Annotated in this window: 22 protein-coding genes; 5 read left to right on the top strand and 17 right to left on the bottom strand. The window is 34.0% G+C overall.

Features of this window, described 5'->3' with window-relative positions:
• Positions 1-259: 259 nt before the first annotated feature.
• From MWH28_RS08720 to MWH28_RS08685, 8 genes are all read right to left on the bottom strand, one after another.
• Positions 260-1,264: an amidase domain-containing protein gene (locus tag MWH28_RS08720; RefSeq protein WP_248618975.1), complete on the bottom strand. Its 1,005-nt coding sequence runs from the start codon at positions 1,262-1,264 to the stop codon at positions 260-262.
• A gap of 242 nt (positions 1,265-1,506) precedes the next feature.
• Entirely contained in the window at positions 1,507-2,550 is a 1,044-nt protein-coding gene (gene mreB, locus MWH28_RS08715) for a rod shape-determining protein (protein ID WP_248618974.1), read from the bottom strand.
• Positions 2,551-2,911: 361 nt separating this feature from the next.
• Complete coding sequence (locus tag MWH28_RS08710) at positions 2,912-3,223, bottom strand: LysM peptidoglycan-binding domain-containing protein (RefSeq protein ID WP_248618973.1); 312 nt, start codon at positions 3,221-3,223, stop codon at positions 2,912-2,914.
• A 278-nt stretch (positions 3,224-3,501) separates the two neighbouring features.
• On the bottom strand, positions 3,502-3,837 hold the full coding sequence (locus MWH28_RS08705; protein ID WP_248618972.1) for a hypothetical protein: 336 nt from the start codon (positions 3,835-3,837) through the stop codon (positions 3,502-3,504).
• A gap of 141 nt (positions 3,838-3,978) precedes the next feature.
• On the bottom strand, positions 3,979-4,749 hold the full coding sequence (codY, locus tag MWH28_RS08700) for a GTP-sensing pleiotropic transcriptional regulator CodY (protein WP_248618971.1): 771 nt from the start codon (positions 4,747-4,749) through the stop codon (positions 3,979-3,981).
• A gap of 181 nt (positions 4,750-4,930) precedes the next feature.
• Positions 4,931-6,451 (bottom strand): HD domain-containing phosphohydrolase, encoded by a 1,521-nt coding sequence (locus MWH28_RS08695; protein WP_248618970.1) that lies wholly within the window; start codon positions 6,449-6,451, stop codon positions 4,931-4,933.
• A gap of 210 nt (positions 6,452-6,661) precedes the next feature.
• Entirely contained in the window at positions 6,662-8,977 is a 2,316-nt protein-coding gene (locus tag MWH28_RS08690) for a methyl-accepting chemotaxis protein (protein ID WP_248618969.1), read from the bottom strand.
• Positions 8,978-9,103: 126 nt separating this feature from the next.
• On the bottom strand, positions 9,104-10,147 hold the full coding sequence (locus tag MWH28_RS08685) for an HD-GYP domain-containing protein (RefSeq protein WP_248618968.1): 1,044 nt from the start codon (positions 10,145-10,147) through the stop codon (positions 9,104-9,106).
• A gap of 215 nt (positions 10,148-10,362) precedes the next feature.
• On the opposite strand from MWH28_RS08685, the gene MWH28_RS08680 reads away from it, so the two are divergent.
• A complete protein-coding gene (locus MWH28_RS08680; protein WP_248618967.1) occupies positions 10,363-11,118 on the top strand; it encodes a threonine/serine exporter family protein in 756 nt (251 codons plus the stop codon).
• The gene (locus MWH28_RS08675; protein WP_248618966.1) at positions 11,118-11,546 is read left to right on the top strand and encodes a threonine/serine exporter family protein; all 429 of its coding nucleotides are present in this window, start codon (positions 11,118-11,120) and stop codon (positions 11,544-11,546) included. The genes MWH28_RS08680 and MWH28_RS08675 overlap by 1 nt, the downstream gene beginning before the upstream one ends.
• 9 nt (positions 11,547-11,555) lie before the next feature.
• On the opposite strand, the gene MWH28_RS08670 is transcribed toward MWH28_RS08675, so the two are convergent.
• Positions 11,556-13,925 carry a Lon protease family protein gene (locus tag MWH28_RS08670; protein WP_248618965.1) on the bottom strand — a complete coding sequence of 790 codons (2,370 nt, stop codon included), beginning with the start codon at positions 13,923-13,925 and terminating at the stop codon, positions 11,556-11,558.
• 141 nt (positions 13,926-14,066) lie between these two features.
• Between MWH28_RS08670 and MWH28_RS08665 the strand changes: the two genes are divergently transcribed.
• Genes MWH28_RS08665 through MWH28_RS08655 form a run of 3 tightly spaced genes read left to right on the top strand, consistent with a single transcriptional unit; the run spans position 14,067 to position 16,961 of the window.
• The gene (locus MWH28_RS08665) at positions 14,067-15,377 is read left to right on the top strand and encodes an FAD-dependent oxidoreductase (protein WP_248618964.1); all 1,311 of its coding nucleotides are present in this window, start codon (positions 14,067-14,069) and stop codon (positions 15,375-15,377) included.
• A complete protein-coding gene (locus tag MWH28_RS08660; RefSeq protein WP_248618963.1) occupies positions 15,377-15,679 on the top strand; it encodes a ferredoxin family protein in 303 nt (100 codons plus the stop codon). The genes MWH28_RS08665 and MWH28_RS08660 overlap by 1 nt, the downstream gene beginning before the upstream one ends.
• Before the next feature lie 49 nt (positions 15,680-15,728).
• Positions 15,729-16,961: an MFS transporter gene (locus tag MWH28_RS08655; protein ID WP_248618962.1), complete on the top strand. Its 1,233-nt coding sequence runs from the start codon at positions 15,729-15,731 to the stop codon at positions 16,959-16,961.
• Positions 16,962-17,044: 83 nt separating this feature from the next.
• Here MWH28_RS08655 and MWH28_RS08650 read toward each other — a convergent pair whose 3' ends face one another.
• From MWH28_RS08650 to ppk1, 8 genes are all read right to left on the bottom strand, one after another.
• Positions 17,045-17,191 carry a hypothetical protein gene (locus MWH28_RS08650; RefSeq protein WP_248618961.1) on the bottom strand — a complete coding sequence of 49 codons (147 nt, stop codon included), beginning with the start codon at positions 17,189-17,191 and terminating at the stop codon, positions 17,045-17,047.
• 10 nt (positions 17,192-17,201) lie between these two features.
• Positions 17,202-17,657, bottom strand: a complete 456-nt coding sequence (locus MWH28_RS08645) for a DUF441 domain-containing protein (RefSeq protein ID WP_248618960.1) — start codon at positions 17,655-17,657, stop codon at positions 17,202-17,204.
• Positions 17,658-17,903: 246 nt separating this feature from the next.
• Positions 17,904-18,605, bottom strand: a complete 702-nt coding sequence (locus MWH28_RS08640; protein WP_248618959.1) for a 2-phosphosulfolactate phosphatase — start codon at positions 18,603-18,605, stop codon at positions 17,904-17,906.
• Positions 18,606-18,651: 46 nt separating this feature from the next.
• Positions 18,652-19,494, bottom strand: a complete 843-nt coding sequence (gene comA / locus MWH28_RS08635; RefSeq protein WP_248618958.1) for a phosphosulfolactate synthase — start codon at positions 19,492-19,494, stop codon at positions 18,652-18,654.
• A gap of 22 nt (positions 19,495-19,516) precedes the next feature.
• Entirely contained in the window at positions 19,517-19,789 is a 273-nt protein-coding gene (locus tag MWH28_RS08630) for a YqhV family protein (protein WP_248618957.1), read from the bottom strand.
• Between the two features lie 220 nt (positions 19,790-20,009).
• Positions 20,010-21,506, bottom strand: a complete 1,497-nt coding sequence (locus MWH28_RS08625) for an AAA family ATPase (protein WP_248618956.1) — start codon at positions 21,504-21,506, stop codon at positions 20,010-20,012.
• A gap of 12 nt (positions 21,507-21,518) precedes the next feature.
• Positions 21,519-22,040 (bottom strand): hypothetical protein, encoded by a 522-nt coding sequence (locus MWH28_RS08620; RefSeq protein WP_248618955.1) that lies wholly within the window; start codon positions 22,038-22,040, stop codon positions 21,519-21,521.
• An 82-nt stretch (positions 22,041-22,122) separates the two neighbouring features.
• Positions 22,123-24,168, bottom strand: coding sequence for a polyphosphate kinase 1 (gene ppk1, locus MWH28_RS08615; protein ID WP_248618954.1), 2,046 nt, complete (start codon positions 24,166-24,168; stop codon positions 22,123-22,125).
• Between the last annotated feature and the right edge of the window lie 5 nt (positions 24,169-24,173).

Below are 24,173 nucleotides of genomic sequence, written 5' to 3'. Positions count from 1 at the left end.
TTCTTGCTCATGAATATCTTCCTCCTTCTAGTTATAGTTTGAAGGAAGAAAACGACATTTATTCTAAAAACTGTTTTTAAATATGCTTCATGGGCTTAGAAACATTATAATATATGGTATGAATGTTAATATTTTGATATAATTAACCAGATTCTAAAGTAAAAAGTTGCCCCAACCTCTAAAAAACATAATTTCCTAAACAACAAAAAAACTGCCTAGTGGCAGTTGAAAAATAATCTTCATTTCTAATTTTTTATAATTAATAATGCACACGAACCAACCAAAACTTTATATCTTGATCACTCCAGCCTAGATCCCAAGGAACTCTATGTCGATCTACATTGTGAGAATTTACTAAAGCATATCCTTTCGAATCCATCCCCGTTACAACAGAAATATGATCAACCGTTCCTCCCTTTTCATAAGCTACATAATCCCCTGGTAATAACTTATAAGAAGCATTTAGAACCTGCTCATAACTACCCCGAGCAATTCTAGTCGCTCTTCCACTATAGATCATATGTTGATTAAACGCATGGGCATTGACCCACGCTCTACTGCCTGATCCTCGTTCATAACGCCAAGTAGCATCCTCCGGAATGCCTCCCCCTTCATGTAACATCTGAGAAGCAAAATTAGCACAATCTCCACCTAAAGGATTATAATTTCTATATTCAGGATTATACTGAAATCCATACTCAGGTAAACTAGCAGCACCTGAATAACGATCTACATATTCTACTGCCTCGACTCTTCTTTGATTAAGATCTGATAAATCTTTTTCCTCTCCAGAAAGAATCATATCTTTGATCTCTTGATTCTTAACTTGATCTAATTCTAAGGAATCCGCAAAGGGGTCTTTATACCACTCCCTTGTAATAACCCATCTATCTTCTCGAGGCATCAGATCAAGTGAATGATATGTACCAATTCTGAAAGAATTAGAAGTTGATGAATCTTGATAGACATATTTATATTCTGTAGAAACCAACAAATTTAATGCATACCCATCTTCTTTCTTATCAGCACGTCTGACAACAACTTCAGGATTAATCTCTATAAAATTAACCCCTTGTTTATCTGACCATTTATTTAGGTACCTCATTTTCTTGAGTTCATGTTCATAAGCCCATACACTATACCTAATTTCTTCATCATACAAACTTTTTAACAATGATCTATCTTCTGTTAATAAAGCATTACTACGACCTTCAAACATTTTTTGTACTTTTAAAGCTAACATATCATTAGAACTTTCATCCATCACTGTAATAGAATTTCCCCTAGTTCCTCTCCACAAATAAACCCCTAATCCAGAGCCTATTAAAAAACTCAACACCAATAATATTATTAAACATCTTTTTAACTTTATTATAATAGCTACATTCCCCTCCAAAACATACTCATACGATTATATGTGTAGGGGTAAAAAACTATTCCTATTTAACTTTAAGTTTAAGGGTGAGGAAATGGTTTTTATTTTGAAATTAGATAATACTCTATAATTCAAACCAGTATTTTTCTCAATTTCTTTAACTCTTGAAGTACCTTCCCAGTCCCTAAAACAATACAATCTAGAGGATTATCAGCTAAATAGACTGAAACTCCTGTCTTGTTAGCAATTAATTGATCTAACCCTGATAATAATGAACCCCCTCCTGCCATAGTTATTCCTCTATCTATAATATCTGTTGATAATTCGGCCGGAGTTTCTTCTAAAGTTTCCTTAATTGCTCTAATAATACTATTCACAGAATTTTCTAAAGCAAGCTGAATCTCTAATGCACTAACCTCTATCCTCTTAGGTAAACCATCTAGCAAATTACGTCCTCTTACTTCAATTTTATTATCTCTAGTTACAGCAGAACCGCTTCCAAAATAAGCTGAACCAATTTCAATCTTTATTCTTTCAGCTGTTTTATTACCAATCATTAAATTATAATCATCTCTTAAATAATCAACAATTGCTTGATCCATCTCATCACCAGCAATCTTAATAGATTTTTTAGTTACAATACCTCCCAACGATATAACTGCTATCTCTGTTGTTCCTCCACCTATATCAACAATCATATTTCCAATTGGTTTATTAATTGGCAAACCAGCACCAATTGCAGCAGCCATTGGTTCTTCAATTAGATATGCCTCTTTAGCCCCCGCTTTTAAAGAAGTATCAACAACTGTCTTTTTTTCTATTTCAGTTACACCGGATGGTATACAAACAACAATCTTAGGGTTAACTAAATTCTTTCTGTTATGGACTTTAGTAATAAAATAATTTAACATCTTTTCTGTAACTTCAAAATCTGCAATAACTCCATCTTTTAACGGCCTCACTATGACTAGCTCCCATGGAGCTTTACCAGTCATTCTCTTAGCTTCATTTCCTACAGCCACTACCTCTTCTTCCGCATCTACTTTATTTTTAATAGCTACTACTGAAGATTCACGAATCACAATTTCTTCTCCTTCAATATAAACTAATGTATTAGATGTTCCTAAGTCTATTGCTAGATCTTTAGAAAACAGTGATGTTAAAAATTTAATCATCTTTGCTACTGCCCCTTTCTAAACCAATTCCTACTTCTAAAGAAATATTAATTATTTTTTATTAACAGGACAACCTCCTTTTAACTATATCTAATCTTCCTCAATTATAATTCGGACTTTAATATAATTATATCAGGGAAATCAAACTAAAAAAAACATTTTTTGAGTAATTATAGAAATAAGAATAATAAAGGACTTGTGAAAGAAAAAAATTTTAACCCAAAGCCACCACACTTCGGGTTAAAATCTCTATTAAAGGTAAGGTATTTACTTGAATTGGTAACACAAAAATTAATATTGTGTTACATTATATTTTCTTGATAACTTTGCTTTCTCCTGCATCAAAATATTTTTTTTATAATTATTCAGGAACACAAATAATATCACCAATACCTAAATTGGTTGGATCTACACCTGGATTAAGCGTTCTTAATCTGTCAACCGTAGTATTAAGCCTTCTTGCTATTGAATAAAAGGTATCTCCTGACTGAACTCTATATGCTCTACTTCCTGCTGGGCAAGGTGGATCTACCGAACAGCTCCTACTATAATACCTTGGTGGTCTGCGCCTTCGTCTCCCTCGTCTTCTTCGTGGCGGTCTACGTCTCCTTTTTCGTCTTCTTCTTCTTCTTCTTCTCCGCCTGCGTTTTGGGGGTCTACGATAATCTCCCATTGAATCACTCCTTTCTTAATAAGATTACTATATTGTATTCACAATAAAATATTATGTTCATAAAAATGAATAAAGTGACCCTCAGTCATAGTCTACTAAGTAACCCATAAAAAAAAACAAAGTAAAAAAGTTGCCTCCGGCAACTCAGTTTAAGTCTAAGATTGAGTTTAAGTAAAACCAACAAATACAAACTAGTAAAGGTTATCCACAACCTCTAAAAATCATAATTTCCTTAATGAACAAAAAGCTGCTTCTCAGCAGCTTCGATAAAAATAACTTTAATTATCATCTTTTTCTTCTTCAGTCGATACTTCTACTTCAACTTGAGACTCATCTTCTTTTTGTTCCATCACTTCTTGTTCTGGTAACTCCTCAGCTTCTTGTTCTGATGGTACTTCTTCTTCAGGGGGGGCTTCCATCACTTCTTGTTGTGGTAATTCCTCAACTTCTTCCTCTATTGGTGCTTCTTCTGCTGGATCATCTACTATTTTAACTTCAAGTGACTCTTCTTCTGTAGCTGCCTCTAAATACCAATAAACTCCAGTATAACCTGCAAAAACAAACCCAATAACTACAACTACCATTATCATTAAAAAAAACTTGTTTTCAAACATATTAACCCTCCAAACTTAAGATTAAGTCGTTATTTGAATTATACAATGAAAATGTGATATTTTTTTAAGATAAATTAAATTTTTCTAAAAACTTAATTAAAAAATCAGACAGGTAACCTGTCTGATTTTATCACTATTAGTTTATGCACTTATTTTATTTAATATCTTGTCATTTAAAACTTTAATATAAGTTCCCTTCATTCCTAAAGATCTAGATTCAATCACATCTGCACTTTCAAGCTTCCTTAATCCATTAACAATTATTGAACGAGCAATTCCCATTTTATCAGCAATTTTACTAGTTACTAATAATCCTTCTTCCCCATCTAATTTTTCGAAAACATGTCCAACTGCTTCTAACTCTAAATGAGATAGAGAACGTAAAGCAATATTAACTGCTGTTTTCTGACGAGCTTCTTTTTCAGATTTCTTCTTGCTCAATCTTAATATCTCCATCCCTACTACTGTTGCTCCATATTCTGCCAATAATAATTGACTATCATCAAATTTTTCATCAAATCTAGAAATAATTAATGTTCCTAATCTCTTTTGTGCACCATTTATTGGAGTAATAGTAATTAACTTTTTCTTAAAACAGCACCGCTCATCTTTAAAACTACATAAATTATCACGCTCTTCATAGTTAGTCAACATATGGTAATTTTCCAATAACCATTGGTTATATTCTTGAGGAAATTGGCCCTTTTCAACCACCTCTTCTTTCATTAATTCACAACTGAATTTATTACGTAATTGACTACCTAAAATTTTCCCTTCATCATCGATTATATAGACGTTGGCCCCTATACAATTACTCAATACCCTTGCCATCTTCTCAAAATCAATTGCTTCTCTTCCACAATGTTGAATAAGATCATTTATCCTTCTTGTTTTTGTTATTAATTTTTCCATGACTAATCCCACCTTTACTAGTATTATTGTTAGTATATTCACAATTATAACTGAATTTAGACAGCTGTTGTAGTGTATATTATAACTATTCAAGACTTATAGTAAATCTCCTGCTTAAATTGAGACTTTTTTCACTAAATAGCAACTAATTTTTTTCATTCAATATCAATTCCCTTAAAATTTAACCAGTTAATTTATTTTGTTCAGCTAATAACTCTAAAAAAGCATCCACTACCTTAGGAGCAAACTGTGTCCCCTTATTTTTCTTTATCTCTTGTAAAGCCGTTTCACGAAACATCTTATCTCGATAAGATCTATTTGAACACATCGCATCCCAAGCATCGGCAACAGTAATAATCTGTGCAATTAATGGTATCTCATCTTTTTTTAACCCTCGAGGATAACCTTCTCCATCCCAACGTTCATGATGGGCCAACACATATTCAGCAATTCTTTTTAAATGTTTAGAGTTCTTTAAAGTTAAATAGCCCCATTTAGGATGTTTTTTGATTATTTCATACTCTTCATCAGTCAATCTTCCTTTCTTATTTAAAATCTCTCTAGGGACTACTGTCTTACCTATATCATGAACTATCCCTGCCCAATAAGCATCAGTAATCTTTTGATCAGGCAAACCCATTTTCCTTGCTACCTGTTGGGCAATCTGAGCTACACTCTGTGAGTGCCCTTTAGTATAGCGATCATGTATCTCCAGCATTTGAGTTATAGAAATAATTAATTCTTCCTGAAATTCATTCTGCATCTGATTATATTTTTGTAATCTAAATAAAGAATTGGCTATATAACTAAAAACTTTAATTAACCGTTTGCTAATTTGACTGAAGCTAGCTTCATTACTTTCAGCAATCTCTAAGCTTAGACCACCTATCTTTTCATCTTCAACAAAGAAGTTAACAGCCATCGTCTGCTTGACCGCTTTACTTGCCCTTTTTAGCCTTTGCTTATCTAGTTGACTAAAAAACTCCTCTCTAAATAAGCCATCAAAAATTAAAATTTGATTAGTGTTATCACAAAAAGCTTCTTGAGTAATCATCAACTCTTTTAATTGTGATAAATCATGACCAACTGCTCCCTTAAATTCAAGATACCCCTCTTTAAACAGATAGATTTTTCCATAATCGGCCTCAGGAACTATCTCAAGTGCAGTGGTTAATAAATTAGATAAAAATTTATTTTGATTTTGCACAGAAACCTTACTTAAACTTGTTGTCAACTCGATCATCTCTTCCAAACTTTGATTGACTTGATTTACAGTATAATAAGAACGATCAAGCTCTTGTGTTACATTTTCAAGCACCTCATTATAAGCTTTCAGCTCATCTTTCTCATCTTTTAAGCTCTCTTCTTTTTCTAACCTAGCGGTTATATCTCTTGCTACCAATAAAGCAAATTTTTTTCCTTGCTCAGTAAATAGTTTAATACTGATTTCAACAGGTACTATTTTATCCTTAGCAATTAATTTACTTTCAGCACGCTCTTTTTTTGAATCACTAAACTGTCCACTTAGCTTATAAGTAAACAGCTCTTCAGTCTTTAGAGCAAATAATTCTTCTCGCTTATACCCTAACAACTCACAAGCTTTTTGATTGACATCTATCAATTTTCTTAAGTTATCTTTTTGACACTGATACAAAAAGACAGCATCATTTATCTGATCAAATAAGTACGGTAGCTGTTTCAACTTATTCCCACCCTTTCTTCTTAACGTTAGCCCCTTAATATTGTAATAATTATATGAATATTCAAAAAAATTAAACCAAAAATATTTAATTGTCTACAAATCCTTTATATTTTTTAAGTCACTAATTACTAGTCACCTTCAGCCAACTTGACTTTATTATAAAGAAGCTGACTTGAAATATCAAGCCAGCTTCCTTCAATTTACTTTTAATTAAACCCTAAATTCTTCTACTAAACCTTGTAATCTTTGTGCCATCTCTGCTAGTTCCTGAGCTGAATAAGTAACCTCATCTGACATAGTAGATATCTCCCTTACAGCAGTAACTATCTGTTCACTATCTTCTGATAATTCCTGCGTAGCAGATGCTGCCTGCTGGGTCTGTTCTGTAGTCTCATTATTTGCTGTCTCAATATCACTAAAGACATTGCCAGTCTCTTGTACAATCTTCTTACCTTGCTTGGTCTTTTCTTTTACTTTCTTAATCGCTTCTAAACCTACAGAAGACTTCTGTTGGGTTTGATAAACTAAATTAGAGATGTTTTCGGTAGCATCAGCTGTCTGTTCAGCTAATTGTCTAATCTCTTCTGCTACTACAGCAAAACCTCTACCATGTTCTCCTGCTCTTGCTGCTTCAATCGAAGCATTCAATGCTAATAAGTTAGTCTCTTCAGCAATATTAGTAATTAAATCCACTATCTGTCCAATCTCTTCAGAGTTAGTATCTAATTCATTTATCACTCCCATTGTCTCTGTAACAGCCTGATTGATCTCTTCCATACTACTAATAGTCTCTTCAATCTTTCTTCCACCAATCTTAGTTTGGGAGTTAGATTCTTGAGCAAAATTGGTTACTTCTTGAGAACTAGCAGAAATTTCTTCAATCTCAGCCGATATATTCTCAATCAGTCCATTAGTAGTCTCAATCGTAGCATTTCCCTCTTCAGCTGAAGCAGATAACTCTTGACTATAAGCTGATAAATCTTCTATGTTATTCATTATGTTAGTAATAACTTCTTTTAATTTAGCCTGCATTCGATTAAGAGCAGCAGCTAAATTACTGATTTCATCGTTCCTAACTCGCTTAGCCAAACCAACTACATTAAGCCGTTCAGGAAGTTTTGCTAATCTATCTGGTGCAGCACCAATCTGTAAAATTCCTGGCTTATCTTGTCTAGCAATCCCTACATACTGAAACAGTTTACCATCTGATCCTCTTTCTTGAGGTTCTTCTACTAAAGAAAAATCCTTATCTTCCAAAGCTGGCAAAAATACCTTTGTCTGTTCTAACATAGAAAAATCATATCCAATAAAATCGGGTACATTACTCCACTGAATTACACCTTCTTCATCCGATAGATGAATTTCAGGAATATTAAGGTCATCAGCCATCTTACTAATTTCAGTTATCAACTCTTCTTCTGAGATCATTTGTAAATTCTCTTCAATCAATTTAGTCAATTCAATCAAAAATTTATCTAACTGCCCTTCTTTGTGAGCAACTTCTTTCATATCAAATCCTAATATATCTTTCAATTCTATCTCTACTTCCAAAGGTTCCGAGTCCAAATTACCACTAGCAATCTCTTCTGCAAAATTAGTTGCCTTAGTTATCCGTTTAGTAAATTTATCAGATAACAAGAAGGCAGCTCCAATAGCTAATATAATTGCAATTAAGCTAATTATGATTGTCTGCCACAAGATTGTAGTAACTTGGCTAAAAGCATCAGCAACGCTAATCTGATATACTACTGACCAACCAAGCTCTTCAACAGGGGCATAGGATCCCAACATCTCAACACCATGATCATCTTCATACCTTTCTGTTCCAAACCCTCCATCTAAAGCCTCAGCCACAACAGTATAATCAGTAAAGTCATCCTGTTCTAAAGTGTGTTCTTCCATCTGAGGATGAGCTGTAACAGTACCGATTTCATCTGTTATATAAGCTATTTCATCTGCTACACTGTAATTCATTGCCATTTCTTGCAAATGTTCCAAATTAATTTCTCCTACCAAGACCCCATTAATCTCGCCTTCACTTTCGATAGGTACTGAAATAGCAACTGTAGGTCGTTCAGCACCTATTGAGATATAAGATTCAGAAATATAACTCTCCCCTGTGATTGCCTCCTGAAAATAAGCATAAGAGTCTAATTCTTCTCCTATTAGATCACTTTCATTTCCTATAGCAATCAACTCACCATTTTCATCTAGCACAAATAACATCTCAAAAAAATCGTTATTAGCTTGTACTCTTTCTAAAATAGAACTCTGCTGTTCAACATCCATTGCCCTAATATCCTCTGTAAATGATAGAGTAGCTAATAAGTCTTTTTTATCAAGAACAAAAATTTCTACCTCTTCTGCTAATTGATTTGCTACAATTTGATTTTGTTCTATAATATTTTCCCTAATATTAGTAGTTTCTCTATTGTATGTAATGAAGCCATAAATAATCAACGGTAAAGCCACCAATAAGCCCATAAAAATAATCAATCGCTGGCGTAATTTAAGATCAAGTTTCATTGCTATCGCTCCCTTACAATTAAATATTATTTCTGTCTCTAATTCATATCGCTTTGATACAATTATTGCTATAATAATATTGTTCACCAAAAAAGCATTTTTACCTTCCTTTATTTCTAAAAAGTACTAATTAATTACTTCTTCAATACAAATATGTAACTGTTTACTTAAATCAAGTTCTACTTTTTTATTTAACCCATACAAGTTAGTTAATTCTACTACTGGACGCATTTTAGCATTCCTATCTACTTTGGTTACTATTGCCTCACAGCCAATACTTAATTTAACTTTAGTTCCTACAGGGTAAGGAAGTAAGCAATCTAAAAATATTTTAGTCAACTCTTGATCTAACTTATTTTGAGAAATCGCTACATATAAATATTCAATTACCTCTCGTAATTTTATCTTGGCTCGATAAGTACGATGGTTAGTCATTGCATCAAAGACATCAGCTATAGCTACTATCCGAGAAAATTCATCAACAAACTTTGCTCTTATACCATCCGGATAACCAGAACCATCTCCCCGTTCATGATGATAATAAGCCACTCGTGCTGCTAATTCATTAATATTTAATTGCTCCTCCAAAATTCGATAACCATAAACTGTATGTTTTTGAACTTTAGTAAACTCAACAGAGGTTAACTTACTGGATTGATTTAAAATTTGAGGGCCAACCAATGACTTTCCAATATCATGTAAAAATGATCCTAATGCTAGATTTTTTAATCTCTCTTCCCCATATCCTAATTTACAACCAATAATCAATGAAAAGACAGTTACATTAACTGAATGTAATACTATATCATTCTCTAAGCTCTTTAATCTATGTAAATAACTTAATAGTCCTCTTCTAGACTCAGCAAATGAAACTACTTCATCAACTAACTTCCTTACTCGCTGATCTATCTTAGAATCAACTACTACCTTCTGTAAGGGTAAATCAATTGCTGAATTAACTTTCTTTCGTATCCAGCCCTTAGCTTCAGTTTCTTGAATTCGATGATAAATATAAACTACATCAATACCATAACGGGCCAACAATCCTAAATGATTCTTTGTTAGTTCAGTTCCTTTCTTTAATAAAACCTCCTGCTCAAAATTGAATACTTTCTCAGCCAAAACAGCCCCAGGACTTAACTCAGCGACCTTAACCAGCTGCTTATACATAAGATCCTCCTTTAGTACAAGTTCTAACCTCATCCTAAGTTTTTAACTGTTATCTATATAAATTTATTCTATAACCATCAATATATTACTAATACTTCCTATTATACTCGCCTTCCATCAGAATAAAAATATATAAAGGATCTAATCAGAAAGACTTTTAAAAAAACTCCTTTTATGATACAATAACATGAACAATTTTTAAAGGAGTGTCTAAGATGCCTACTGGAAAAGAAATATTAAATATTGCAGCCTATGCAGGTAATATCATCTTGAGCAATGGAGCTGAAACTTATCGTGCTGAAGAAACGATTACCCTGATCTGTAAAGCATATGGAATGAAATATGTCGATAGTTTAGTCACTCCTACTGGCATCTTCATCTCAATTGATGATGGTAATAATACCTCTAAAACGATCGTGAAAAGAGTAACTAATCGTACTCATAATCTAACTAAAATTAGCCAAATCAACAACTTTTCTCGACAATTACAAGCTGAACCATTAGATTATCAAACAGCTATTAAGAAGTTAAATCAGATTAATTATCGAGAAGATGAATATAGTCTGACCTTAAGTACATTACTTGGTTCATTAGGAGCAGCAACATTTGTTATCCTAGCAGAAGCTAATTATATCAATCTTATTCCTGCTTTTTTAGTCAGCCTATCTTCTCAATTGACAATTAAAAAGATAGGTTTTCTAGGAACAATTAATTTTATTCCGGAACTTATTGCTGGGTTGATTGCTGGATTTGTCTCCTCACTACTTTACCATTTTAATATTGGTGATACACTCAACGTTATGGTAATTAGTGGTATTTTACCCTTTGTTCCTGGTGTTTCTGTTACCAACTCGATTCGTGATGTTATCAATGGAGATCTGATATCAGCTACTAGTCGAGGAGTCGAAGCTATCTTGATTGCTATCAGCCTTGCTATTGGAGTAGCTATCTCACTGGGGGGATTTATCTAATGAATATCATTTTAAACTTAATTGCAGCCTTTATCATGGTCTTAGCCTTTGGAGTTATCTTTCAAGCACCCAAAAGAAGCCTATGGCTATTAGGAGTTACTGGTAGTATTGGATGGGGAGGTTTTCTTATCGGTCAAGAATTGATAGATAATATTGTCACCTCTGCCTTTATCGCTTCATTAATCATCGGCATCTGTAGTGAGCTCTTTGCTAGATGGATCAAGTTACCGGCTACAGTATTTATAATCTCCGGTATTCTACCATTAGTTCCTGGTATCCCAGCCTACAATGCCATGTTCTTTATCCTCCAAGGAGATTATCTTGAAGGCTTAGAAGCTGGAATTGATACTATATTGATTGCAGGAGCTATCTCATTTGCTATTGCAATTACCGGAACAGCGGCTAGATATTATAAAAAAGTAAACTAATTATCTAACTTATTTAGCCCACTGATCAAGCTTAGTCTGTACTAGATAATTGATTGTACCTTGAGGATATCCTCCTGCTTCATTCTTATTACCAGCCTCAACTCCTGTTAAAATTTCTAACCCTTCTTCTACATCAGAGATGGCATAAATATGAAACTGCTCATCCTTTACCGCCTCAACCACTTCATCAGCCAACATTAAATCTTCGATATTTTGTGTAGGAATTAAAACCCCCTGCTCTCCTGTTAACCCCTTTAGTTTACAGATTCTAAAAAAACCCTCAATCTTTTTAGTAATACCACCAACCGGCTGAATTTTACCCTTTTGATTAATTGAGCCTGTTACTGCCAAGCTCTGTTTGATCGGCACCTCTGATAATGCAGACAATAAAGCATATAATTCTGTACTAGAGGCACTATCTCCATCAATTCCAGAATATAGTTGTTCAAAACATAAACTTGCTGATAATGACAAGCGATTTCTTTGAGCATATTTTTGGCCTAAATAGGCAGTTAGAACCATCAATCCCTTGTTATGTATCTTGCCACTTAATTTAGTCTCACGTTCAATATTGATAACCCCCCTATTTCCTTGATAGACAGCTGCAGTAATTCTTGTTGGCTTGCCAAATGAATAATCACCTAAATCTATAATCGATAATCCGTTGATCTGACCAACTTCAACCCCTTTCGTTTGTAATAAAATCTTTTCTTTATGATACATCTCTTCTATCTGCTTTTGGTAGTGATTAACTCTATATTTTTTCTGTCTCAATGTCTGCTCAACCCCTTCTTTAGTAATCAATTTTTCACCTTCAAGGTTGGCCCACGTATCTGCTTCATACAATAAAGAAGATAGTTGTTCGAAGTTGGTTGTCAATTTCTGTTGATTACCAGTCAGTTGAGCAGCATACTCAATTACCCTTCCAACTGCTCCTTTATTAAGAGGTCGTAAGCTATCTTTTTGACATCGATAACTGATATATCTAGCTAATTTATAGTTATTCTCCACTGTCCAATCTACCTCTGATTGTAAAACTGACTTTATTTTAAAGAGTTGACTAAAATCATTATCATAGTTATACAACAACTGATAAATTCTATGACTACCAATCAAAATAACCTTGATATCGAGTGGAATTCTTTCTGGCTCTAAGCTTGATAAAGGTACTTTGTCATATTCTTCTCCTAAGTTCTTCATCTGTAAACTACCTGTTTTAAGCACCTGTTTAATCAATTTCCAGGATTGAAAATTAGTTAATAATTCCTCAGCCTCAAGGACTAAATATCCACCATTTGCTTGATGTAAGCCCCCTACTTTAATCTTTTTAAAGTTAGTTACTAAACTATTACCTTTAGTTTCATATTCTATTCGTCCTAATAGCTTATAATAAGTCGGTTCCTCTACAAAAACCACCGGTGCTCCATCAAGCTCACTATTATCAACTAATAAATTAACCCCGTACTTAAGATTAGCACTCCAGCTTTTTTCTTCTACCTCTTTAAAGAGCCCAACCTCCTCTTCACTTACTTCTTGAACTTGACCTAAACTCTTTATGATATCTTTCCTTAATTCTTTTAAATAAGAAATTATTTTATCATACGCTTCATATTTTTCAAACAATGGCTGTAAAAAGGAATTGATAATTTGAAAGTTGACCCTTTGATTTAACTTCTTTGATTCCTGTTGATATTTTTCTATCAATCTCGATAATTTCTGTAAACCTTGATTTAATTTCTCCTGGACATGCTCTATTTCTTGATCAAGCTTTTCTTTTTCTTCGGGAGGCAGGTTGTCATATCGCTCTTCCTCCATTGGACTTCCATCATCTAATAAAGGAATTATTGCAAAACCTGACTCTTGTTTTTCTAAAATAAAACCTAATTCCTCTGCCTGAGATTCTAATTGAGCTAGTAACTGCCCAACCTCTTGTTGATGTTTATTCTCTAGCTCACTTCTTTTTTTCATAAATTCTTCATTAAATAAATTCTCTTTAATTGCTTGTTCCATATTATCAACTGCTATCTTTAACTCCTCTTTGAACTGTTGGCCCATACCTGCTGGTAAATTACAAGCAACTGGTTGTTGAGGATCATTAAAATTATATAAATAACACCAATCATCAGGTTCTGTTTCCTGTCTAGCTTGCTTTTTTATCTGTTCAATAATAAATTTAATCTTGTCTCTTCCTTTTGAAGACACTACAAAAATATTATAATCATCTTGTTCAACATTCAAACCAAATTCAATTGCTTCTAAGGCCTGTTGTTGACCAATTATCTCGAAAGAAGGTTCAAGATCTTGAGTAGTTTCAAAGTCAAATTGCTCTAATGAGCATTCTCTTCTCAATTTTTCTCTAGAAATTTTCTGTCCTTCCATCTATTTACCTCCTTTTTACTACATTATATTGTAGAGAATAAGATTGTGATAATTTTATTCCTAAAAATAGAAGCTCTATTAACATAAAAGAAGTTTAAAATGCCAATAATAAAACTAGCTTAACTTTAGTGAGGTGAGAAAATGGGAAATGATCGTTATAATGTAATCATCGTTGGTGCAGGTCCTGCTGGTTCAGCTGCAGCAATTAGGCTGGCTCAAAATGATCTTTCTGTTGCTTTAATAGAACGAGGAGAAAAACCAGGAACTAAAACTATGTTTGGAGGAAGTATCTATGCTGATCCAACCTCTCGAGTTATTCCTGAATTTTGGGAAGATGCCCCTTTAGAAAGACCACTTGTGACAGATGAGTTTTGGCTATTAGATCGTGATTCAGCAGTCAAAGTAGGGTTTACTGGTTTAAAATATAAAAGATCTCCTTATAATAAATTTTCTGCTTTAAGATCAAAATTTGACCCTTGGTTTGCTCAGCAAGCAGTCAACGAAGGTGCTGATCTAATGACAAGTACTTTAGTTAAGGACTTAGTTTACGAAAAAACTGGTTTATTAAATAAAAAAGTAGCGGGAGTCAAATTAGATTCAGGCGAAGTTATCCATTCAGATGTAGTCTTATTAGCTGAAGGAGCCAGTGCCAATTTAACTGAAAAAGCTGGTTTAAGAGGAGAAATAGAAACTTCTAGTATGTTCTTATATGTTAAAGAGGAGTTGGCCCTTCCTGCTGAAAAGATCGAATCAAGATTCAACCTTGAACCAAATGAAGGGGCCAACGTCGGAATGATCGGTTATCCTACCTCTGGAATCGCTGGCAAAGGAGGTTTATGGACCAATAAAGAATCAATCTCTTTAATTGTTGGGGGCTATTTAAATCAAATCATCAAAAAAGGAGCTAGTCCCTACCAGATGCTCAGCCGTTTTAAAGCCCATCCCTTAGTCAGTAGATTGATAGACGGTGCAAAGACAGTTGCCTATAAGTCTCGAATTATTCCAAAGGGAGGTTATGAAAGCCTACCACAACTTTATGATGATGGAATCTTAGTTGCTGGTGATGCTGCAGTAATGATCAGTGGCCGGCGCGGAACAGATTTAGCAATGTTAACTGGGTTATACGCTGCTGATATAATTGCTCAAGCTAGAGCTGCTGAAGATTATAGTTCTAGAGTATTAAAAGGCTATGACAAAAGAGTTTCCAATAGTTTCTTTATGAAAAATATTAAAAAGGGTAAAGGTGGTCATCAATATCAAAAAGACCATCCCGACGCTGATTATTTATTGACCAAAGCAGCTAATGATGCAGCCTATAAATTCTTTGAAGTCGGCTCAGAATCAAGCTCAGAAAAGATGAAAAAGATCCGCCAAGAGATCTTAGATATGCAACCTATTAAAAAAACAGTTAAAGATATTTATTATGGCTTACAAGATTGGAGTGTATTTTAATGTCAAACTTCTTAAAAGATAATCAATCACCCCTTGATTATGTCACAATTAAAGTTGATGATCAATCTCATATTAAGATTAAAAGTCAAAAAAAATGCTTAAATAAATGTGAAAACAAACCCTGTACCTACTACTGTCCAACTAGGGTTTTTTCTTGGGATGACCAAAGTAATAAAATTAAAGTTGCATATGAGAGATGTATTGAATGTCTGGCTTGTCCTTTTGGTTGTCCACTCAATAATATTGATTGGAATTTCCCACAAGGTGGTTATGGGGTTATCTATCAACCAAATGGTCAATAAATTAAAAAAGCGAACTACTATCTATTCAAAATACGAGGAGCTGAAATAAATGGATCGCAAATATAAATTAATGGTTGGCGTTTTTGCTACAGTACCATTTTTAATGGTATTAGGAAATTCAATGCTCATCCCAGAATTTCCTAAAATAAGCTCAGCTTTGAATATCAATCAATTCCAGGTAGGATTAATGATTACCCTCTTTTCTGCTGCAGCGGGAATCTCTATCCCTATTTTAGGATACTTATCCGATAAGTATGGAAGGAAAAAGATATTGATTCCCTCTTTAATCACCTATGGTTTAGGAGGTGTAATCTCTGGTTTAGCTGCTGCTTTCTTAAAAGAAAATGGGTATTATATTATTTTGGCTGGTCGAGTTGTCCAAGGGATTGGAGCAGGAGGAACTTATCCAATCGTAATCGCTTTGGTAGGGGATATCTTTCAATCAACCGAACGTAGTGAAGCTTTAGGAATTATCGAAGCTGCTAATGGACTAGGAAAGGTTCTCAGTCCTATCTTAGGAGCAGCAATTGCTTTAATTGTCTGGCATGCCCTCTTTTTCTCTTATGCTATATTAGCAGTTCCTATAGTAGTTGCTGTTTATTTTATTGTTGAAGAGCCAGAGAGGGAAGAACAAGAAGATAACCTCAAAAATTATTTAGGTAAAATAAAGGACATCTTTTCAGAAAAAGGCAAACCATTATTTTTCAGCCTTTTAGCTGGGATTACAATCTTATTTGTTCTATTTGGAGTCTTATCATTCATCTCCGATCTATTTGAAACTGAATACAATATCACTGGATTAAAGAAAGGATTATTAATTTCATTACCTATCTTATTTATGTCTACTACTGCTTATCTATCAGGACTATATCTTAAAAACAAGGGCCAATATTTCAAACAGACAATGGCTCTAGGGTTGCTTATCGATACAATTGCTTTAGCCACCTTGCCATTTTTAGATGGAATAGTCTTATTTGTAGCTTTACTTGCATTATTAGGGATTGGTAATGGATTGGTCTTACCAGCATTAAATACTTTAGTAACCAGTACCGCTTCTAAAGAACAACGTGGAGGAATCACCTCAATTTATGGAAGCTCTAGATTTTTAGGAGTTGCCTTTGGCCCACCAACTTTTAGTTTATTAAATGAAATAAGTACTACAGTTATGTTCTTCACAGCTGCAGTAATCAGTCTTATTGTCTCAATCTTAACCTACTTATTTGTAGATGAAAATGTCTTATTACCTGATGATATGCAACAAGGTGATCAACAACAAAATTAAAAAAGTTGCCTCCGGCAACTCAGTTTAAGTCTAAGATTGAGTTTAAGTAAAACCAACAAATATAAACTAATAAAGGAAGATAACTAATCTTCCTTTTTTTTCTGTTTATTGGCTTGTTTTTTTGAATAATATCCATAGTTATTCTTTTCTTTATTCTTATCCTTGCTTTTGGGGTGGCTTATAAATAAACAGATCAAGATTACGATAATCCCTCCCCATAACCAAAACATCTAACCCCTCCTAACTTAATAATAAATAGACTTGATAAAACAGAGCCATTAAACCTCCAGCAGTCAACGGGCCAACAGGAATGCCATCTAGAAAGATAATTCCAATAATTGAGCCTAAAACTATCCCTACAATCAACTCTGGACTACTATCTAATAAATTTAGCCCCATTCCATTTACCTTAGTAGCCAAAACACCACTGATTAAAGCCAAAACACCCAAGACTGATTTATAACTTTTGACCATATCAGCAAGTGATATTTCTCCATTTACTATTGGAGCCAATACTGACAACAATAAAAATAATAAACCAAGCTTAATCCCTCTACTCTCTATTAATGATAAAACTCCAGTTAGTCCACTTAATTTCAAAAGCCCTAAAATCAAACTAGCCATAACTAATACAAAAGAATGACCTAATAAACCTACTGCAAAAATAATAAATAGAAAAATATAACTACCTTCCACTGCTCTATTCACTCCTCGCTACTAACAGCTTACAGTATACAGTTGACGGTTGACAGTTGATAAAAAAACATTAAAACTCTGAAACTTTAAAACCATGGTACTAGTGACTCTATAAGACTTTTAGAGATCTAGTTTTGTAGATTTTGACTTTTAACTGTAAGCTGTTCACTGTCAACTGTAAACTATATTGTGGCACTCTTAGTGCCACAATATTAAACGCCAGGTTGGCCCTGACGCCCTTTAAGCTTATTTGATTTCTCCATTCTCATAATAAGGTAAATAATCTTTCTGATGTTCAACAATATAATCAATATCGCCTTCCTTGCCAAGGCTGATTAAATTTCTTCCACTTTGTGAGCGTTTTAAAATAGATCTTAAACCATTCTTGTTCTGTAAATAAGTTTGATAAGCAACCAATGCTCGATCACTCAAACTGACTTCAGATTCTGCAACCAATTCTGCTATAATCTTGCCTGCAGTAATAAAGTCATCCAAAGCAAATTGACCAGCAACCCCAGCACAACAAAAAACAACTTCTTTTTTTGACTCTAATCGAGCACTAACCTGCTCTACATTTAAAAGTGATGCTACTAGTATCTCTTCAGTTTCGATCAAGCGTTTAAAACATTGGGTGCCATTAGTTGTTGTTAAAACAATCACTTTCCCTGCAACTTTTTTGGCTGTATAATCACGTGGGGAATTACCTAAATCAAACCCATCTATTTTAATCCCCTGTCGTTCACCAGCTAATAAGCAGTCTTTTTTTAAATTTTTGCTTAACTTTCTAGCTTCTTTAATCTCAGCTACCGGTATCACCTTGCTACATCCTTGAGCCAAAGCTGTTATAATCGTACTGGTAGCTCGTAATGTATCGATCACAACCACAGCCTTATTTTTTACCTCTTCTCTTTTAATGTCAGTTGCTGAAAAAATTAGATCAATCTTCATAATTAATTAATCCTCCTAAGTTAGTATTATCAATTTTAGTATCTTATTAAAAATCCATCTCTATAAACCCTTTACCCATTTTTATTGGTGCTTGAGAATTATTAACTACTGTCTTAAAGGTGTCACCTCTTAAACCTCTCCTTAAAGATTCTAAGGCTAATATCTCCTCTGTTTTAATATTACCCAAGTTAACATTATTACCAAGCAGACTAATAAAGAATACTTGCTGCTTTTTTAATGGTGCTTCCCAAATAATATCAGTTGGACTAGGAGCTTCTAGGAGTAATTTTTTTAGTTTAAATTCATCTGCTTCTCCTTGCTCATCATAGATTGAAACTCCAGTTCCTGATTCACGAGCCTCAACAATTACCTTATAAGCCCCATCAGCTAAATCTCTCTTTAATTGTTTAACCATCTTATTTATTTTGAACTTTTCTTGCTTATCCTTCTTACCAATCTCAGTCAGTACTTTAAACCCTAATTTATTGGCCTGATGAATCAGATTCGATCTCAAATTAGCAGATAAGTCAATCGTTCCATCAGAGATTTCAATAGCTGTAAACCCTAGTTTCTGGGCCCGTTTAAGATAATCATCCTTCTTATTTTGGATAATTGCCACTTCAAAAAAGGTCCCTCCTGGATAAACATCAATCCCATAGGATTTGATTAATTTAATCTTTTCTTGTAATATCTGCTGGGGATATAAAGCTGACGTTCCAAAGCTTAATTTCAAAAAGTCAATATAATCTGCATTTAAATCTAATAAATCCTCCAACTCAGTCATTCCCAATCCTTTATCCAACACCATCGTCAAACCATTCCTACGTGGTTTCTCCTCTCTTCCAATCAACGGAAATTCAAAATCAAGTCCCCACCCATTTTCCTTCACCAAATCACCTCATTATACTTTTTTACATCTTCATTCCCACAAAAATTAAGATTACACCCAAAGTAATCACTGCCATCTGTAGTAAAGAAAATTTACCGGCTAAACCTATTAATCCTAGGCTGGTTACTAAGACCATTATTGTTGGCCCGACTAAAGCTAAAAAAGAGTTAATTTTAAAAGCTACTACCCTGGAGTTAAATCTTAACATTAACATAGCAGCTGAAATCTCAATAATCCCTGACATAAGTCGAATCAATGCCATCCCTAATACAATTCTATCTTGTACTATAAACACACCTTTGGCCCCCAAAATATTTTTTCTACTCCTATATATCTATACTCAACTACAATAAAAATAATGATTATCTCTGATATTTATTACTAAATTAAAATCTAGGGTCACTTCTTAATTTACTAACTTAATTTTATACTTGATAGCAGTAACTCTATCCCTTGTCAACTGTATGTACTAATTTAACGTAAAAAAACAGACCAACTTTTACAAGTTAGCCTGTTTATGCTACTACTTCCTCTTCAGTTTTCAATCTTGCTCTAAACTCGTCTCCTGTAATACTTTCTTCAGCTAATAAATTTTCAACAACCTCAGCAATAAACTCTTGCTTCGGTAAGATTTCTGCTATAACTCGTTCCTCTTGTTCAGCAATAATCTCACTCATAGTATCATAGAGCAGCTTTTGTGGAACCGTATCTTTACTTACCACACCCAATTTAGACATTCCTGAAAATACAATCTTTTTGGCCAATTCCATCGCTTTTTTGAAGTCATTGGCTGCTCCTGTACTTCGATTCCCTAAAATCTCTTCTTCCACTAAAGAACCTGCAATCAAGACTGCAATCTGATCCTTTAGATAATCAACTGTCTGTAGATAAAAGTCATCTTCAGGATTATGCCTTACATACCCTAATGCCTTTCCTCGTGACGTAATCGTAATATTAGAGACAGAATTAGGGTTAACTACTTCTCCTAATAAAGCATGTCCAGTCTCATGAAAAGCAACCCGTTTCAACTCTTCTTCATTAGGACGACGGTTTAATTTTTCTCCCATCATTACTTTATCGATTGCTTCCTTGAAATGCTTCATTTCAATTTCTTCTGCTTCTTCTCTCATTGCCATAATTGCAGCTTCGTTGGTCAGATTTTCTAACTGAGCTCCTGAGAAACGGAATGTCTCTTTAGCAAGCTGCTCTAAACTAACATCAGCAACTAAAGGCTTATTATTAGTATGAATCTCTAGAATATGCTCTCTTCCCTCTTTATCAGGTAGGTCAACCTTTACAATTCGATCGAATCGACCTGGCCGTAATAGGGCATTATCTAAAATATCCATTCTATTAGTAGCACCAATAACCAAGATATTGACTTGATCATCTACAGAGATTCCATCAAGTTCAACAAGTAATTGGTTTAGAGTCTGATCATATTCCATGTGGCTACTGTTTTGACCTCGTTTACCACCCAAAATATCGATCTCATCGATAAAGATGATCGCATTATTCTTCTCTGCCTTCTTAGCCTTATCTCGAGCTTCCTTAAATATCTTTCTAACTCGCTTGGCCCCTACACCTGCATACATCTCAATAAACTCACTTCCTGATGTAGAGATAAAGACAGACTCAATATAATTAGCTGCTGCTTTGGCCATCAATGTCTTTCCTGTTCCCGGTGGCCCACTCAACAGTAGACCTTTTAAAGGTCTAATTCCTAGCTTCTTGATCTCTTCTTTGCTCTTAACAAATTCTAATGCTTCCAACAATTCATTTTTAGCTGTCTCTTGCCCCCCAATATCCGCAAAATCAACTTGAGGAACATTTGATTGATCATTATTACCACCTGTAATTGAAAATTTATTTCCTAACTCTTCTTTACCAATAGTTCTAAAGAAATAATAACCTATTCCACCTAAAAAGACGAACGGAAATAGATTAATTCCTTGTACAGCTAAAAAGATAACAATTGCTAGTCCAATTCCTAAACTGAATTCTTTAACCATCTTGGTCACCTCCTAATCATTTTTTTGTTCTCGTTCTACCACTTTATAAAGAACTGCTTCATCTTCAGTTAAAGTTAAATAAATATGATCATTATCAACCTGAACTATTGCTTCTTCCAACTCATACTCTTCTTTATAATCCTCCACTCGTTCAGCTAGTTTAACAAACTCACCAGTTGTGATTGCCTCATGCAAGGCCAAATCAGCTACCTTACCTGTTTGCTCAAGCACCTCATTCGAATCTGCTTTCACTTCTATTTCATATTCTCGGTCTTCAAAAGTATCATCAACTTGATCCTTAAGTTGATTGAAGGTTAACTGTAAGTCTTCAACTTCTTGATCTAACAATATCTCCAATCTATATTGAGCATTGTTTTGATTGATTTCAACTTCTTCTATACCATCAATTTCTATCAATTGCTCAGTCAAGTTACTATTCAAACGATAGTTATTTAACAAGTAATTTCCTAGAAAAAAGACAGCCAATGAAACAATTAAGACACCAGCCAATAATTTAAAATTAATCTGTTTCATCTTCTTTCCCCCTTCCTTCAATTAATAACTATTATCAGTTTTCTCTGACACAAGATATTATAACATAGATAACGACTTCCTTCTAATAGAAGAAAGATGTAATTTCTGGAAGGAGGAGTATCTGCTGTGCTTCCAACTGTCGTTCTTCTGATTCAACACGCTGATAAGTTCCATCTGGCTGCTGTTTACGAGCTTTAACTGTATCACTCAAGATTATTTCTAAAGTATTAATAATTCTCTCCTTTAAATCTTCTTCCTCTACTGGAAATAAAACCTCTATTCTTCGATTCAAATTACGTGGTCTCCAATCAGCGCTGGCTAGAAAGAGTTTAGTTGCTCCCCCATTGTGGAAATAAAAGACCCGACTATGCTCTAAAAATCTACCTACAATACTAATTACCCTTATATTTTCACTTAACTTATTACGCCCAGAGTATAAACAACACATACCTCTAACAATCAAATCAATCTTAACTCCTGCTTTTGAGGCACGATACAACTCTGTAATAATCCCTTGGTCAACCAAAGCATTCATCTTAGCAATAATTCGTCCTTCTTTACCCAGTTTGACTTGCTTGATTTCATTCCTAATTAATTTAATAAAATTTTCACGTAGATTAAATGGGGCAACTGCTATCTTTTCCCAATCAATTGCTGTTAAAGAACCTCTCAATAAATTAAACAACTTGGAAATATCTACTCCAAAATCATCTTTAGCAGTAAACATACCTATATCTGTATATACCTTAGCAGTCTGATCATTATAATTGCCTGTGCTCAAATGAATATAACGTTTAATTCTATCATTTTCTACTCTAGAAACCATTAATGCTTTCGCATGTACCTTCACATCAACTAAACCATAAAGCACCTGGCAACCTACCTTTTTTAATCTTTTAACCAAAGCAATATTATTCTCCTCATCAAATCTTGCCTTCAACTCTACAAATACAGTAACCTGTTTACCATTCTCTGCTGCCTTAATCAATGCCTCAATAATTGGTGAGTCTTCACTAACCCTATAAATAGTCTGCTTAATTGCCACTACTTTAGGGTCAACTGCAGCTTGTTGAACCAACTCAATTACTGGTTCAAAGGATTCATAAGGATGATTGGCCAACCGATCTCGCTCTTTAATTTGAGCAAAGATATCATCATAACCATTAAAATCTTGAGCTGGCTGAGGTACTAATGGTTCAAATCTTAACTGCTCATATCCTTCTAACTGACTAATTTCCAGCAAAAATGTCAAATCAACTGGCCCAGCAACTTCATATCTATCAGCTTGATCCAACTCTAAAGCTGCCAATAGAAATTGCTTCAGTTGATCATCCATCTTCTCTTCAACCTCTAGTCGCACTGGAAAGCCTCTTTTTCTTCTTTTTAAGTAATCTTCCATTTCTAATAATATATCTTCTGCTTCCTCGTCAATTTCAATATCAGCATTTCTAGTAATTCTAAAGATATCTACCGCTTCAATCTGATAATCAGAATAGAATATTTCTAAGTACTCTTTTATTACTTCTTCTATCAAAATAAACTCTCGTTTCTCGTCATCAACAGTAGGAAGTTCAACAATTCTAGATAGGGCATCTGGTATCTTGATTACAGAAAAGAGTTCTTCTTGATCTTTAGTTAATCGTACTGCTAAGTATAATTTTTTATTTGATAACAACGGAAAGGAATCAACTTGGGTGATTGTTAGTGGAGTTAAAAGTGGATAGATACTTTCTGTAAAATATTGCTCTAAAAATAATCTTTGTTTCTCTGTCAGATCTTCAATTCTAGTAAAAGAAATGCCTTCTCGTTCTAGACTGGTTAAAAGATCAGCAAAACAACTATACTGTTCAGCAACCAACTCATGTATTCTAGCCAACAATTCAGCTAATAACTGCTGCGGTTTATAACCTGCTTTATCTTGCTTAGTAACCCCTAAGTTAACCTTCTTTTTTAACCTTGCTACTCGAACCATTACAAATTCATCTAAATTAGAAGCAGTTATTGCCAAAAATTTGGCCCGTTCTAACAATGGATTAGATTCATCCTGAGCCTCTTCTAACACTCTACCATTAAATTTAATCCAACTAAGCTGCTTACTATTATAATACTTACTCTCTTTATAATTCATCTAGA

Origin of the sequence: Natroniella sulfidigena (genome assembly GCF_023223645.1) — a bacterium.
GTDB classification, from domain to species: domain Bacteria; phylum Bacillota; class Halanaerobiia; order Halobacteroidales; family Halobacteroidaceae; genus Natroniella; species Natroniella sulfidigena.
The sequence above is the reverse complement of the archived record's forward strand: the minus strand, read 5'-3'. Positions and strand labels throughout refer to the sequence as shown.

Coding starts and splice junctions, on each gene's coding strand:
- MWH28_RS08720 (WP_248618975.1), bottom strand. CDS start 1,264: ATGGATGAAAGTTCTAATGATATGTTAGCTTTAAAAGTACAAAAAATG.
- mreB (WP_248618974.1), bottom strand. CDS start 2,550: ATGATTAAATTTTTAACATCACTGTTTTCTAAAGATCTAGCAATAGAC.
- MWH28_RS08710 (WP_248618973.1), bottom strand. CDS start 3,223: ATGGGAGATTATCGTAGACCCCCAAAACGCAGGCGGAGAAGAAGAAGA.
- MWH28_RS08705 (WP_248618972.1), bottom strand. CDS start 3,837: ATGTTTGAAAACAAGTTTTTTTTAATGATAATGGTAGTTGTAGTTATT.
- codY (WP_248618971.1), bottom strand. CDS start 4,749: ATGGAAAAATTAATAACAAAAACAAGAAGGATAAATGATCTTATTCAA.
- MWH28_RS08690 (WP_248618969.1), bottom strand. CDS start 8,977: ATGAAACTTGATCTTAAATTACGCCAGCGATTGATTATTTTTATGGGC.
- MWH28_RS08685 (WP_248618968.1), bottom strand. CDS start 10,147: ATGTATAAGCAGCTGGTTAAGGTCGCTGAGTTAAGTCCTGGGGCTGTT.
- MWH28_RS08680 (WP_248618967.1), top strand. CDS start 10,363: ATGCCTACTGGAAAAGAAATATTAAATATTGCAGCCTATGCAGGTAAT.
- MWH28_RS08675 (WP_248618966.1), top strand. CDS start 11,118: ATGAATATCATTTTAAACTTAATTGCAGCCTTTATCATGGTCTTAGCC.
- MWH28_RS08670 (WP_248618965.1), bottom strand. CDS start 13,925: ATGGAAGGACAGAAAATTTCTAGAGAAAAATTGAGAAGAGAATGCTCA.
- MWH28_RS08665 (WP_248618964.1), top strand. CDS start 14,067: ATGGGAAATGATCGTTATAATGTAATCATCGTTGGTGCAGGTCCTGCT.
- MWH28_RS08660 (WP_248618963.1), top strand. CDS start 15,377: ATGTCAAACTTCTTAAAAGATAATCAATCACCCCTTGATTATGTCACA.
- MWH28_RS08655 (WP_248618962.1), top strand. CDS start 15,729: ATGGATCGCAAATATAAATTAATGGTTGGCGTTTTTGCTACAGTACCA.
- MWH28_RS08650 (WP_248618961.1), bottom strand. CDS start 17,191: ATGTTTTGGTTATGGGGAGGGATTATCGTAATCTTGATCTGTTTATTT.
- MWH28_RS08640 (WP_248618959.1), bottom strand. CDS start 18,605: ATGAAGATTGATCTAATTTTTTCAGCAACTGACATTAAAAGAGAAGAG.
- MWH28_RS08625 (WP_248618956.1), bottom strand. CDS start 21,506: ATGGTTAAAGAATTCAGTTTAGGAATTGGACTAGCAATTGTTATCTTT.
- MWH28_RS08620 (WP_248618955.1), bottom strand. CDS start 22,040: ATGAAACAGATTAATTTTAAATTATTGGCTGGTGTCTTAATTGTTTCA.
- ppk1 (WP_248618954.1), bottom strand. CDS start 24,168: ATGAATTATAAAGAGAGTAAGTATTATAATAGTAAGCAGCTTAGTTGG.